Here is a 13,560-nt window from a genome sequence, read left to right on the forward strand (position 1 = left end):
AAGAGCGCTGAAGCGCAACTACATACCTCAATGCTAAGAGCGCTGAAGCGCAACTACATACCTCAATGCTAAGAGCGCTGAAGCGCAACTACATACCTCAATGCTAAGAGCGCTGAAGCGCAACTACGTACCTAAGAGCGCTGAAGCGCAACTACGTACCTATTGAACGGGCGGGTTCTCCGGCCCGTTCCTAAAAACCTTATCGCGAGATAAAATGCGCCCAAATATTGCCATCTGGCCCCGCAACTTGATTGATATAGCCATACGGATACATCAACTTTCTTCCCTCAGTATCTCTGTAACCCGTGAGTGCATCTCCCCAAGGATCTTGCACGATATAACCCTCAGAATTGTAGCCAATTAAGGTGATAATGTGACCGGCCGCCGTAAAATCACCCGCCAAAACGATCGGCCGCCGGTTCAGCAATTCCGATCGCACATCAGCCCATTTCCGAGTCGTGTCAAAACTCGTCTTAAATCCGTAAGCCTTAATCAGCGCCGAAAGCACGTTGTGATCGGTTTGAGAACCCTGGCCGGCATAGTCGAAACACCACTGCAACAACTCATCCTCCAACTGTCCCCCATACTTAGAACGAACGCCGTAATAATACAATATCATCGCGATCGCAGTTACATTGCAAGTAGACCAGTCAAAACGCGGATTGTCCCGCTGTGAAAAATACGGCACGTTCAATTCCACATTGTTCGGAACTGGATCGAAAATTTTATCTCCCCGCTTGAACTGCACAAAACTCGGAAAAACATAACCTGTATTGCCAAAATTCGGCAATTCTTCAGTCAGGGAAACTTTCAGGTGATCCGTTTCCAAACCGTAGCTTTCCACGCCGTAAACTCGACCTAAAGGCAGCGTAGTTCTCTCGGTAGCCGTTAGCTTGGCAGCATCTACGGGGCGTTTTTTAAACACAGTTGGTTGCAGCATTGTCATCGTCAAAGCATCCGGATCAAAGGGAACTTCTTTGCCATTTTTCTTGATTTGAACAGATTGCCAATAGATAAATCCCACATTGCCAAAACCGGGAATAGCTTCGGCGAAAGTTACTCTGAAATGACCCAAGATGCAGGCATAACCAGTGATTGCATAGCTACTGCCTAAAGTTAGTTCGGCAATTTGCTTGGCAGGGAGTTTTGATGATTCTTTTGGTTGACCTTTAATCAGAGTTGTTTGAATTACCAACAGTTGAGCGTTACTGTTGCTATTGGGTACGTCTGCTAGGTCAAATTTCAGGACTTTTGTACCTTTGGCAAGCTGAACGTCTGGTTCGTAAAAATAGCCAAAAGTGCCGATCGGCGAAATTGTCGAATCCAGAACCACCTTGAGATGCCCGTCAATAAATCCGTACTTGCTAAGGGCCAAAGTCTGACCTGCTTTGACAAGAACTTTTTGCTGGTTGTTGAGGCGGGAACCATCTACCGGGGCTACCTTAAACCACGTGTCGGAAACTATCTTTAAGCTCAAATCTTTTCCGACAGTCAGCGGATCTGAACTTACGGTAATATAAATTATTTGGCTGGCGGTAACGTTTCCTTTGCTGTCAGTTGCCCGCAATCTCAGCCAGCGAGCTCCCGGTACGCTAAATCCTTTAGGCAAATTCACTTGCCAAGTGCTTGCTTGTTGGTTGAGTGTGACGGTTAGCGGATATTTATCCTCGGCTATTACCTCAACTTTTGCTGCTTCTTGTTTGTCAAAAGTGCCTGAAAGTGCGATCGCCTGATTGACCAAAACTTCTGTCGGGCCTTGATAAGTTAAATTCGGGGCCGGATTGAAAGATTTGCCACCTTTGGCAAATTGCACGAAATCGGGATAAACAAAACCCGTATTCCCAAAGGGCGGCAAATTTTCAGTCAGCGAGACTTTAATGTGTCCTTGTTCGATCGAGAATCCGGAAATTCCGTAAATCATTCCCGCCGGTAAAGTGATTTTTTCTGGGGGTTGCAGCTTGACAGCATCCACCGGCAGCTTTTTAAACGCAGTAGTCTTGACAACAGTCATGGTAACTGCATTTCTGTCAAAGGCAATCCCCTTGCCGTTTTGCAAAATCTGGACGTGTTGCGAGTACATAAATCCCGAATTGCCGAAGTTGGGAATTGGGCGATCGAGAGTGACTCGAAAATGATTTTCCACGCAAGCGTAGCCGAAGATGTTGAAAGTTTCTCCCTGGTCAAATCGGACTTTCTGAGTCGGGCTTAAAATGGTCGAATCTGCGGGGTTGCGCTTTAACCAGGTTTTTTTGTTCACCCACAGCAACTGCATTCCAGGCTGCGGGTTAGGTAGATCGGCGCGATCGAAGATCAGGATTTTTGCGCCTTTGGTGATGACTGCGTGCTTTTCATCAAAAAAGCCTGATTTTCCCACCGGAGAAATTGGATTATTTAGTTGAACATTCAGGTGTCCGTCTTCTAACTCGTAGTCACTAATTTGATAACTTTTACCTGCTGGTATGTCCGCTTTTTGCAGAGAGTTAAGACTGCCAGAAGGCACTGTTCCGGCTTTTAATTGGGTATCTTGGAGCGTAATTAACGTAAAAGAGCGATCGGGTGTGTTAGAAGCAGGATTAACTTTGATGTTAATTGTTTGTTCGCCGATAACTTTGCCTGTTTTATCAGTGGCTTTTACCTGCACCGTGCGAGTACCAGGGCGATCGAATCCTTTCTCTAAACTAATGTTCCAAATGCCTGTCGATAAATTTATCTCGGCCTTCAGGGCATTTGAGCCTTCTGCTGCTGAGATTGCCACCACTTGATTTTTATCAAAACTGCCAACTAAGACAGAGGCTCGATTAGCCTCAACTTCTTGTGGGCCTAAGTAACTCAAAATAGTCTTAGTGCTTGTCATTATGTATCCGCCTACCTACTTAATTATTCAGCTACAGCAAGGATAACTTCTCATTTTATCAAACACAACGATCCGATCCCGGACGAAATCGCTCCAAGACTGAATCTAGGGGCCGTTAATGCGTTTTATACCATTGATTTTTTATTGTTGGCGAGATTTTTGCCAGAAATCTAACACTCCAGCTAGCGCGCACCTGACGAGAATATACCGCTGGTTGAGAGAATTTGTGGCGCAATTTTTGCGATCAAAAATTTAATCGAGTAGGTTATTACCCCCTATACCTTTCACCCCTCACTTAGCTCATTTCAGATTTTAGATTGAGGGATTTTGGCTGTAGGGTGTGTCGCCACGAAAAATTTCAACTACATATCGACAATTTTATAGCGACGCACCCGATCGCAATATTTTTATAAACAAATCGATTGCCATAACAAAAACCGTTCGTAGTGTGGACTTTAGTCCGCAAAATACTGCGGACTAAAGTCCACACTACGAACATTATTACAAAAATAATCCGGTTTCTACGAGAAAATTGCGTATAGCAACGAGATATCTCGGAAGAAACCGGATTTTTAGCGCTTTAGTGCATTCAGGAATGTTAGACTGACGGTGGCTAAACTATGGTGACAAGAATATCTTGAGCGTGAGAGTCAACTTTCATAGTTTCCCCTTCATAAACCTGAATAATTTTGCCAGTACCGTCGATGACAAAAGTAACGCGCTTGGCGTAATCGCCTTTCTCGACATCGTAGGCTTTGGTAATCGCGCCATCAACATCTGCTAATAGCTGGAAAGGCAAACCGTACTTCTCCGTGAACTTTTGGTGCGATTCTTCGTTGTCGCGGCTGACACCGAGAACAACTATATCTTTGCCCTTGTATTCTTCATGGGCTGCTTTGAAGCTTTGAGCTTGTCTGGTGCAGCCGGGGGTGTCGTCTTTGGGGTAGAAATACAAGATGACGGTTTTACCCGTGAAGTCGGAGAGGGAGACGGTTTTGCCGTTTGTGTCTTTGGCGGTGAATTGAGGAGCCGCGCACCCAACTGGTAATGTCATAGTTTTGTGTTTCTGGAGATTTATGATTGTATTTTAATTCATTGTGGGCTGCTGGCGTCAATATTTTGAATTCAAGGTTGGCGGTTGACTGTGGGAAACGGAAAATTCGCGCTTTGAAATAGTTCGGCTGGGTTATTTTATGCCTTGACTTGCGGGCGATCGCGTGTTAGATTGTCGCTGTGTTGTTTTAATATTCATACATCCAAAAATAGAACCGTTTTTATGAAGCTAGACATTTTTAAATATATATACAATCAAGGCTTGCCCAATGAATGGCGAGTAGAAGAATGTCGGTTAAGTCAAATCAACTTAATTGTCGGCAAAAATGCCAGCGGTAAATCCAGAATTGCCAAAGCAATACATCTACTATCTCAGCTATTATCAGTAGGCGATACTCTTGATGCGCGAAACGATGAATGGCATTTATTTTTTGATATCGATCGACCAGAATCCAAAACAGAATATATATTAAAAATAGAGAAAGGTCTTGTCGTCCAAGAAAAGCTAATTATGTATGGTGAGGATAATGAACCGCTTTTGCTAGAACGAGATAGATCGGGTGAAGGTACTATCTTCGCCAAGGAACTCAACCAAAAAATCAAGTTTCAAACTCCTAAAGCAGAACTTACAGCAGTGAAGCGCAGAGACTATATTCAGCATCCCTTTTTAGAAAAATTATATCAGTGGTCTAACTCCCTAAGATTTTATGAGTTTGGAACACCACTAGGTAAGAATTTCATGACTTTGATGTCATACCCTAAGATAAAATTATCAGACAATAAAATGGAACTAAAAAGCTATAACTCGGTAGTTAGTATTTTTCAGGTTGGCAAACAGGAAATTGGGGATATCTTTATCCAAGAAATTATCAGTGACATGAAAGAAATAGGTTATAATTTATCAGAGATAGGTACGAAAATACCATCAGCAATAGAAAGAAATTTTTCCACTTATAACACTCTAGATGGTGAAGGTCTGCCAGAATTTATATATATCAAAGAAGAAGATTTGAATTTTGTCACAGAACAATCAGACATATCGCAAGGAATGTTCCGGGCTTTATCATTGTTTATTCAAATCAATTACTCTTTACTAGCGAGTAAACCTAGTTGTATTGTGATTGATGATATTGGAGAAGGGCTAGATTATCAACGCTCTTCCTCTATAATTAAAATTCTAATAGACAAAGCTCAAACAGGATTAATTCAACTTGTGATGACTACCAATGATGAGTTTATCATGAATGGTGTTCCGATAGAGTATTGGTCATTGATTGAACGAACTCCTGGCAGTGCAAAATTACATAATATTTATAATTCACGCGATAAGATTGAAGAGTTTAAGTTTATTGGACTTAATAACTTTGACTTGTTTACCAGTGAGTTGCTGTTACAAAAAGAAGGTGATGAAGAGGCAGCATAAATTATGACACAAAAGAAAATTGCTTGTTTTGTGGAAGGACAAACAGAACAGATTTTTGTTGAAAAGTTATTTCAAGAAATTGCTGGATATAAAAAAATATCTATTGAAACTTATAAATTTCAAGGCGGTAAAACTAAGCGTACAATTCAACCACTTAAACCGAGTATAGTCGAGGATGCTCGTTTTTTTGTCCTTTTATATGATTGCGGCTGTGATTCTCAGGTAGCTTCTGATATCAGAAAACAGCACGAAAGTCTAACGAAGAATGGTTATGAAAAAATTTTAGGACTTAGGGATTTATACCCAATATCTTTAACTCGAAAGGGAGAAACAGAAAGAGGAATCAGAGGATTTTTGAAGCCTTTGCAGAAAACAGGGATTCCAATTTCTATAAATTTAGCCGTTATGGAAGTAGAAGCATGGTTTTTAGCAGAATGGCATTATTTGTCTCAATTAGATAATCGCTTAAACCCTGATTTTATTCTGCAATAATTAGGCTTAGATTTAAGAAATATTGATGTTGAACAAAGGCCACATCCCAGTCAAGATTTAGATAATATTTATCAGTTAATAGGTTGTAAGTATGACAAAAGTGAAAAAATATCTCAAGAAATTATCAACTATCTAGATTATGAGTTTTTGTACTTGGAGTTAGTTAGTTGTGTCAAACAACTCAAAAGTTTTATTGGTGAGATAGATAGTTTCTTGGTTGAGTAAATCAAGCATGACTTATGTAGGATCTGTATATACAGGTGTACCGAAGTGCACTTATACTATAATTCGTGCCGTGCGTTGAACCACTTTTTAAGTCAGTCCTGATTGAATTGAACTCATTTCACAATTTTGCTAGATGTTTCATAACTCCACTTTGACTGTAAATCTGTAACAATAAAAAATACAGTACCTATTTCCAGTTTCTCTCAATGACTTTTATCCCATCGGAAGCTTTTAAATCTATTAGTTATCCCAGTCGCACTGTCAAAAGAGCCGATCGCGCGATCCGGTGCGCTCCTTTTCAATTACACTTCTTCCAGACCATCCGCGATAACAGCGTTTTCCTAAGCGCGATCGCCTCAAATGCAGGTGTCGAAAGCGGCTACACCCGATCGCCCGTAGCCGAACTAACAGCCGAAAACTCTCTGCTGTGGCTGATTCAAGTCGGCGTGTTGCGGCGCGAAGTAGATGGACAAGGGATTACCGATAGTTTTCGCCTCACGCCGCTGGGCCGCCAACTCGTGGAAAAATGGGAACGGGAAGGAAATCAAGTGCCGGATGCTTCATTGTGCGATCGCCTGGGAAATACAGTTAGCCGAGGATTCGGACTATTTTCGTAAGAGCGTTAAGGCGGTAAGGTGCGCGCCGCGCACCTGCATAATTAGATTTTGATGAGGACTGAAGTCCTCACTACAAACCTCAATTTCTCTCCCCGAATTTTCAGGCAATTAGCCCTGATTCAAAAAGCGGCTAGCCATCGACATGGCGTCAGTAATATCTACGTCGCCGTCTCCATCTCCATCTAAAAACGCATTCAAAACGGGATTTGCGCCCTGGGTTGGATTTTGGGCGTTGCCGCCGCTTTGCAGCAAATTGAGTACCAAGGGCAGTAAAACAGGGATCATCCCTTGCACTGTCTCGTTATTCAAGCCGGTTCTTTGGGCGATATCGGTCACTATTTGCGTCAGTTGGCCGCCTCCAAACAAACTCTGTACCGCTTGTGCATTGGGGTTTGTGCCGCTAAATTGGTTGACAACTTCTTGAGCTTGTGCGTCTCCAGATTGCGATCGCACGTCTTGCAATGCCGATCGCACGTATCCACCCAAAACCGACATCGCTAGCTGAGTCGTACCCGCATCGACGCCGTGGTTGCCGCTCAACTGCTCTACGGCACCCAGAATGTTGCCCAACTGATTGGGACTTGCTTGTTGGTTGGGATTGTCGATCGCGCTCAAAATTTGGTCAAAGAGTCCCATAAATTTCGCTCCGTACAGTGGTTGCTCAACTTTGAATTATAGCAAAGCCTGTTTTTCAAGATTACCGAAAATAGTTTTGAATTGGGTATTTTCACTCATCATACTATTTTTTTTTTATTAGGACGCTCGTTCTTATCCTGCACGAGCAACTTAGTTTATCGTTTCCGTTATCGGATATTTTAGGATGCACTTATACGATTACGATTTTAGATGTTAGATTGAAAAATTGGGAATGACTGATTCCGTAAGGATTTGGAAAACTGGCAAATCAGTTGCATTCTTTTTGGCAACTGGTATGACGTTAATAAACCGTGTTTCTAGGTACTTAAGATATATTTGTTTAAAAAACTATATAGTTCAACTCGCGATCGAATAAATAGGTAGGTAGGTATCAGTAAACCGACAAAGGCGTTCGGGCGGGTGAGTGGAACAATAAATTGTCTGCTAAGCTACAATTGCAGCCTCGGGCGCGATCGCCATGTTTTAGTTGCATCCGCTGGCACTCAAACCCACACTGCATCGAACCCGGAGGACAAGCCGAATCGGAATTTACGCGCGCAGCAGTACGATCGGGCGCTTCAACAGTTCCGAGTTCTGACGAAAATGTAAAAATCAAAACATAACCCTTTTACTTGCCCCTGCCCCATGCCTTTGCCGCGCCTGCTAACATTAATTGCCGCTTTCTGCCTCACCCTGGGGTTGATTATTGGGCTGGTGAGTTCCTTAACTGGGCTTTACAGTCAAGTTGCGTTCTCTGCTTCTCCGCTACTGGCTAATTTGCTAATTTTCCTGATCCTTGTACTTTTAGCAACGCTAATTTTTGCGCTGTTTTATTATCTTAGGCTGCTGCAACGTCCGGGAAAAGTTAAGGGAAAACGGGCGATCGATCCGAAGATTCCTGTTGTCAAAAGCGAAGCTGCTTCGGAAAATCTCAAAGCAATCAGACAGCAAGTCGATCGCATTCAAGACGAAGTAGCACGGCAAGCTTTGCTGTTGAGAGCCCGCGAAATAGAAGCTAGCATGGCCCTCGGCAATGTTCGGATCGTGGTTTTCGGTACCGGTTCTGCGGGCAAAACTTCGGCTGTAAATGCCCTGGTGGGGCGGATGGCGGGACAGGTGGGGGCACCGATGGGAACTACCGAAGTTGGAGAAACTTACACTCTGAAATTGAAAGGAGTCGATCGAGAATTAGCAATTACTGATACCCCAGGCATCTTGGAAGCGGGAGTAGCGGGGACTTACAGAGAGGAATTGGCGCGGCAGTTGGCGGCCCGGGCTGATTTGATCTTATTTGTGTTGGACGGCGATTTACGCAAATCTGAGTATGAACCGCTGCGGACTTTGGCCCAAATTGGCAAAAGGTCGATCGTAGTTTTTAATAAAGTAGACCTTTATCCCGACAGCGACAGAGACGAAATTCTCGATCGACTGCGACAGCGAGTTAAAGGTTTAGTATCAGCAATGGATGTAGTTGCCATTAGCGCCAACCCGCAAAAAGTTGTACTAGAAAGCGGGACAATATTTCAGCCAGACCCCGATATGATGCCATTAATTCGGCGAATCGCAGCAATTTTGCGAGCCGAAGGCGAAGACTTAATTGCAGACAACATTTTGCTACAATCTCAGCATTTAGGAGACCAAGCACGCAAGTTAATTGACGCTCAAAGACGGCGCGCTGCTGATAAAGTAGTAGAGCGCTTTCAGTGGATTGGAGCCGGAGTAATTGCCGTCACGCCTTTGCCAGTTGTAGATTTGTTAGCGACAGCAGCAGTTAACGCTCAAATGGTAGTAGAAATTGCCAAGATTTACGGCTGCGAATTAAATATCGATCGCGCCAAAGAACTAGCCCTGTCTCTCGCCAAAACCCTAGCCAGCTTAGGAATAGTTGAAGGCGTAATTCAAGTAGTCTCAAGGGCGTTGCAGTTAAGTGTAGCCGGATTTGTACTTGGCAAAGCAATTCAAGCAGTCAGCGCCGCCTATTTAACCAGAATTGCCGGGAAAAGTTTTATTGAATATTTCCGACACGACCAAGATTGGGGTGACGGCGGCATCGCCGAAGTCGTGCAAAGGCAGTTTCAGTTAAATCGGAAAGACGAATTTGTCAAAGCTTTTGTCAAAGACGCGATCGCCCGCGTTGTCGAACCTCTAAACATCTACCAGCAAGAAGAATCGGAACCAGAATTAGAAATGTCAGCAGAATTGGAACCCGAACCCTTGTATCAGCACCCAGGCGACGATTGGGAAACCCACAGCAACAAGCGAAACGATGAATGGTAATATTATGTCCCGTCAATGACAGTAATAAAAAACGGTTCGGTTCGTAGTGAGGACTTTAGTCCGCATCCACTAGGCTTGACTAAAGTCCTCACTACAAACCTATCTTATACCAATTTTTAAAATTAATGCAACAGTATATGTCAATACAGTTGACTTAAGAAAAATCTGACTTGCCAAAAATGGCTATATTGCCAGAAAATCGTCAGATGAAATTCATCAAAAGCATTAAGTAAACGGTATTGAAATACAATCCACTCCATCAAGAGAAGAGTTTTGAACCACAGAGGGCGCAGAGGGAAGAGTATTGCGAGGGTTTTGGATGTCGTAAAAAAACCTTTTATCCCTCCCCTCTCTGTGTTCTCTGTGTTCTCTGCGGTAAAATCTTCTTAATATCTACTTCACCTCTTTATAATCCAAAAATCGTCAGATGAAATTCATGAAAAGCGTTAAGTAAACCGTATTGCAGTATATGTAGGGTGTGGAGCCATCGACAATCTCTAAAAAAGAGTGAAAATCTAATAGCGACGAACCTTACACATTGGGTGAACGAAACAAACCCAACAATTTTATTGTAGCAACATTTTTTATAAATGGTATTATTATGGTCATTCACTGTGCATATGTGAAGTCAGACAGGAGTTTTAGCCCCTATCTGACTGCTGCTTTGATATCGGAAAACAGCTTTATTTGAAATTAGTCGATCGCGTCTACCGCTCTTTCAGCAGCTCGTTGAGTTCTGTCAATATCTCGATTTACTTTCGCGCGAACCTTGTCCGAGGCATCTTCAGCGTTGTATTTTACATTTCGCGCTGCATCTTTGACATTTTCTTTGCCTTCGCTGACATTATATCTCAGCGACTCAGTACCCTCAGCAGCTCTTTCTTTTGCTCCCTCGGTGGCTTCTTTAACAATCCCTTTTGCTCCCTTCAAGCCTTCGCGAGTATTTTCCTTAAGATTAGCAAAGCCTTGTTTTGTTTTGTCACCAAACTCATCAGCTTTCTGCTGAGCGGTACGAACATTGTCATTCATCTTCTCGCCAATTTGGTCGAGTTTGTTCGGCGCGTCATCTGCTACCCGCCGGATATTTTCACGCACATTGCTACTAGATTTGGTTTCGATGCGGCCCTGGGCTTCCTCTTTAAGAAGCTTAGCTTTTGCTTCTACTCCTTTAACCATTGGGTTTCTGGGATCGTCATCGCTGTATTGATTCTGGCCGCCTTTGTATACGGAAGTTACAGCCTCTGAAGGCACTTCTTTTCTAATTTGGTCGGCAGTTTTTCCGGCTATGACATCAGATCCCTTGCAGGCAGTGCTCACAAATACTAAAATGCCGGCGAGAAACACTGTTAAAATTTGTACAGCTCGAATTTTTTTCAGAAATGCAGTTAGTCTGTTCATAAAAATGCTCCTTTCTATGGTGACTTATTTTTGGGAATATGTTTAAATGCCTGGTGGTTCTATAGGTGGCTACCATTACAAACATTAAGCACTCAAACACTTGTTTAAATATACGAAGACAAACAGAAGTTTTTCATCTATCTGAAGTTACATTCCTTAAGTCATACTAGAAGCAATAACAAAAGCTTTAGTTATAGTCGCCAGAGCAGCTAAATGGGAGCATCTCATTTTTTCAAACAGCATTTTTCTTTCAGTGCGATCTTAAGAGCTCGCACTACAAATGCAAAACTGAGATGCTCCCAGCTAAATGATAGTAAAAAGCTTTTTTTACCCAAAAGAATTGGTTGAAAGCCTCTCCCTTTAAGGGAGAAATTAAAATCATACTATTGATTGCTCCAATCCTCTGACTTAAGGGTATAGGTTGCTCTCAAACTGTCAACTAAGAGGGCTATAACGGGGACAGTACCCCTACAACTGTCAACTGTTCAAGAGTTCTATTACCGCCGCAAGTCATCTATACATATAGCGGCGATCGCGACAGGAATACTGTAGTTGAACTGTTTTGCGCTTTGGGAGCTAAAAAAACCTTCCGGTCAGGAACCAGAAGGAAATGGGTGTACGATCTCAAGTACAACAAGGTCTTTAATGGCAATTGTCGCCGCACGTGCCGATCGCCCACATCTGTCTAATGGCGGAAAGTATCTGCACAGTTACTAATCATTTTGAATAGCTGTTTTTAGACTCTTGCAGAATTCGCCGATCGCCTCTAAACCCTCTTCTGGAGTTCCTTGGGCCAAGCGTTTGACAAAAGCACTACCAACAATCGCAGCATCTGCACCCCATTCTTTGACTTGACGGGCGTGTTCGGGTTTCGAGATACCAAAGCCGACGCCGATGGGTTTGTCGGTGATGCTGCGGATTTCTTGCAGCAACTCTTTTGCTCGCGTATCTAAGCCTTCCCGCACTCCTGTCACCCCCATCACGCTGACTAAGTAAATAAATCCTTGAGACGCGCGAGCGATCGCTTCTATCCGACTTTTGGGACTTGTGGGAGCAACTAATAAGGTGAGTTCAATCCCTAATTTGTTGGCAGGTTGGATGAGGCTGTCAGCTTCTTCTAAGGGCAAGTCTGGTACAAGCAATCCCTGAACTCCAGCACTTTTGATTTCCTGCAAGAAGGTTTCGATACCTCGGTACAAAATCGGGTTGTAGTATGCGAAAAGAATGATGGGCGATCGCAAATTCGGACTAACTCTCGCTACCATTTCCAGCACCGAATCTAACCGCGTCCCCCGCTGTAGCGCCCTCGTAGCAGCAGCTTGAATCACCGGCCCGTCAGCTAGGGGATCGGAATAAGGTACGCCAAGCTCGATCGCATCTGCACCGTTATCATCCAAAACTTGTAGCGCTTTAGCCGTTGTCTCCAAATCTGGATCGCCAGCAGTAATAAAAGGAATTAATCCACACTGGTTGCTTTTTCGCAACGTTTCAAAACAATGAGAAATAGTCATTAGGCAGTTGGCAGTTGGTTGTTGGCGGTTGATTCTTCGCAGTTGATTCTTCGCAGTTGATTCTTCGCAGTTGATTCTTGGTAGTTGGTTGTTGGCAGTTGATTCTTCGCAGTTGATTCTTCGCAGTTGATTCTTGGTAGTTGGTTGTTGGCAGTTGATTCTTGGCAGTTGGTATTAGCTAATAACAACTAATATCATGTCCGATTGATTAACCATAATATCCCGGTCGGGGCAGGTTTTTGAGATTGTCAATTATTGGCTGGTATTGTTGGCTCACGGGCCCCTACAAAAATCGAGGTCGCTCGACCGGACATGATATGACAACTAACAACTAACAACTAACAACTAACAACTAACCACTGATACCAATTTAATATGAAGTTGCACATATCTCGATCCCCCTCGCATCCCCCGAATCGTTGCGGGGACTTTGATAGGAATCTTGTCCCCCCCTTATCAAGGGGGGTTAGGGGGGATCCGAATTTGGGAGCAGCCTTATAAAAAATTGGTATGACAACTGACAACTGACAACTAACCACTGACTAACTATCTTTTTCCTGCTCAATTTCGGCTTGAAGTTTGGCTAACTCTTCAGGAGTGAGTTCATCGAGGCGCTTCTGCAAAACAGCCTCTTTGTACTCTTGCAGTTGCTGACTGTAAGTCATCTTTTGAGTAAGCGCTCGAAACAAATAAGTCACCAGCCAGCCAATCAAGCCAGCTATCAAAAATAACTGACTCCAAATCCCAGCATTCATGCTGTCGAGTCCGGCGAATTGTAGCACCAAGTAGGCCAACCCACCTGCTACAAAAAAGCCTAGACTGATTCCAATTACGTCAATACGTCGCATTTAGGCTTCTATCTGCCGCCGTTTGGGGCGAAAATTCAAAAAAGGAGCGAGGAGAAACATACCAGGGAAAAAGAAGAACATCAAGAAGTACATGAAGCCACGCTCAAAAGAGGAGGCCACGTACCAGCGACTGTTCAGGTAAGCGTAGGTGCCCGCGGGTACTACCAGGAGGTAAGCTCCTCCCAAGACGGCGTAAAGCAGCAAGGTAATATACATAGATTTGCTT

The 13,560-nt window shown here is 43.5% G+C and carries 13 protein-coding genes; 5 read left to right on the forward strand and 8 right to left on the reverse strand.

All coding sequences use genetic code 11. The features are described 5' to 3' along the window. Positions 1 to 199: 199 nt before the first annotated feature. Positions 200 to 2,854 carry a C39 family peptidase gene (locus QZ918_RS18265; RefSeq protein ID WP_293337393.1) on the reverse strand — a complete coding sequence of 885 codons (2,655 nt, stop codon included), beginning with the start codon at positions 2,852 to 2,854 and terminating at the stop codon, positions 200 to 202. Positions 2,855 to 3,467: 613 nt separating this feature from the next. Next, a complete protein-coding gene (locus QZ918_RS18270; RefSeq protein ID WP_293157736.1) occupies positions 3,468 to 3,908 on the reverse strand; it encodes a peroxiredoxin in 441 nt (146 codons plus the stop codon). Positions 3,909 to 4,130: 222 nt separating this feature from the next. On the opposite strand from QZ918_RS18270, the gene QZ918_RS18275 reads away from it, so the two are divergent. The 3 genes from QZ918_RS18275 to QZ918_RS18285 all read left to right on the forward strand — a co-directional run bounded on the left by QZ918_RS18275 (position 4,131) and on the right by QZ918_RS18285 (position 6,664). Beyond that, entirely contained in the window at positions 4,131 to 5,330 is a 1,200-nt protein-coding gene (locus QZ918_RS18275) for an ATP-binding protein (protein ID WP_293337395.1), read from the forward strand. A gap of 3 nt (positions 5,331 to 5,333) precedes the next feature. After that, positions 5,334 to 5,822, forward strand: a complete 489-nt coding sequence (locus tag QZ918_RS18280; RefSeq protein WP_293337397.1) for a hypothetical protein — start codon at positions 5,334 to 5,336, stop codon at positions 5,820 to 5,822. Positions 5,823 to 6,253: 431 nt separating this feature from the next. Continuing rightward, on the forward strand, positions 6,254 to 6,664 hold the full coding sequence (locus QZ918_RS18285) for an Npun_F0494 family protein (protein WP_293337399.1): 411 nt from the start codon (positions 6,254 to 6,256) through the stop codon (positions 6,662 to 6,664). Positions 6,665 to 6,772: 108 nt separating this feature from the next. Here QZ918_RS18285 and QZ918_RS18290 read toward each other — a convergent pair whose 3' ends face one another. Next, a complete protein-coding gene (locus QZ918_RS18290; RefSeq protein ID WP_293157714.1) occupies positions 6,773 to 7,300 on the reverse strand; it encodes a DUF937 domain-containing protein in 528 nt (175 codons plus the stop codon). A 437-nt stretch (positions 7,301 to 7,737) separates the two neighbouring features. Between QZ918_RS18290 and QZ918_RS18295 the strand changes: the two genes are divergently transcribed. Together QZ918_RS18295 and QZ918_RS18300 are read left to right on the forward strand one after the other, a co-directional pair. After that, entirely contained in the window at positions 7,738 to 7,923 is a 186-nt protein-coding gene (locus QZ918_RS18295) for a hypothetical protein (RefSeq protein WP_293337401.1), read from the forward strand. A 22-nt stretch (positions 7,924 to 7,945) separates the two neighbouring features. Further along, positions 7,946 to 9,577 carry a YcjF family protein gene (locus QZ918_RS18300; RefSeq protein ID WP_293337403.1) on the forward strand — a complete coding sequence of 544 codons (1,632 nt, stop codon included), beginning with the start codon at positions 7,946 to 7,948 and terminating at the stop codon, positions 9,575 to 9,577. A gap of 693 nt (positions 9,578 to 10,270) precedes the next feature. Here QZ918_RS18300 and QZ918_RS18305 read toward each other — a convergent pair. The 5 genes from QZ918_RS18305 to ndhL all read right to left on the reverse strand — a co-directional run bounded on the left by QZ918_RS18305 (position 10,271) and on the right by ndhL (position 13,550). Beyond that, positions 10,271 to 10,975 carry a DUF6658 family protein gene (locus QZ918_RS18305; protein WP_293337405.1) on the reverse strand — a complete coding sequence of 235 codons (705 nt, stop codon included), beginning with the start codon at positions 10,973 to 10,975 and terminating at the stop codon, positions 10,271 to 10,273. Positions 10,976 to 11,688: 713 nt separating this feature from the next. Continuing rightward, entirely contained in the window at positions 11,689 to 12,486 is a 798-nt protein-coding gene (gene trpA, locus QZ918_RS18310; protein ID WP_293153118.1) for a tryptophan synthase subunit alpha, read from the reverse strand. Then, positions 12,486 to 12,674 carry a hypothetical protein gene (locus QZ918_RS18315; protein WP_293337407.1) on the reverse strand — a complete coding sequence of 63 codons (189 nt, stop codon included), beginning with the start codon at positions 12,672 to 12,674 and terminating at the stop codon, positions 12,486 to 12,488. The genes trpA and QZ918_RS18315 overlap by 1 nt, the downstream gene beginning before the upstream one ends. 354 nt (positions 12,675 to 13,028) lie before the next feature. Then, positions 13,029 to 13,334 (reverse strand): DUF3007 family protein, encoded by a 306-nt coding sequence (locus QZ918_RS18320; protein WP_293153124.1) that lies wholly within the window; start codon positions 13,332 to 13,334, stop codon positions 13,029 to 13,031. Further along, positions 13,335 to 13,550: an NAD(P)H-quinone oxidoreductase subunit L gene (ndhL, locus tag QZ918_RS18325; protein WP_293153127.1), complete on the reverse strand. Its 216-nt coding sequence runs from the start codon at positions 13,548 to 13,550 to the stop codon at positions 13,335 to 13,337. Positions 13,551 to 13,560: the final 10 nt, after the last annotated feature.

The sequence above is a fragment of the Microcoleus sp. CAWBG58 genome (genome assembly GCF_020883045.1).
Taxonomy (GTDB): Bacteria; Cyanobacteriota; Cyanobacteriia; order Cyanobacteriales; family Microcoleaceae; genus Microcoleus.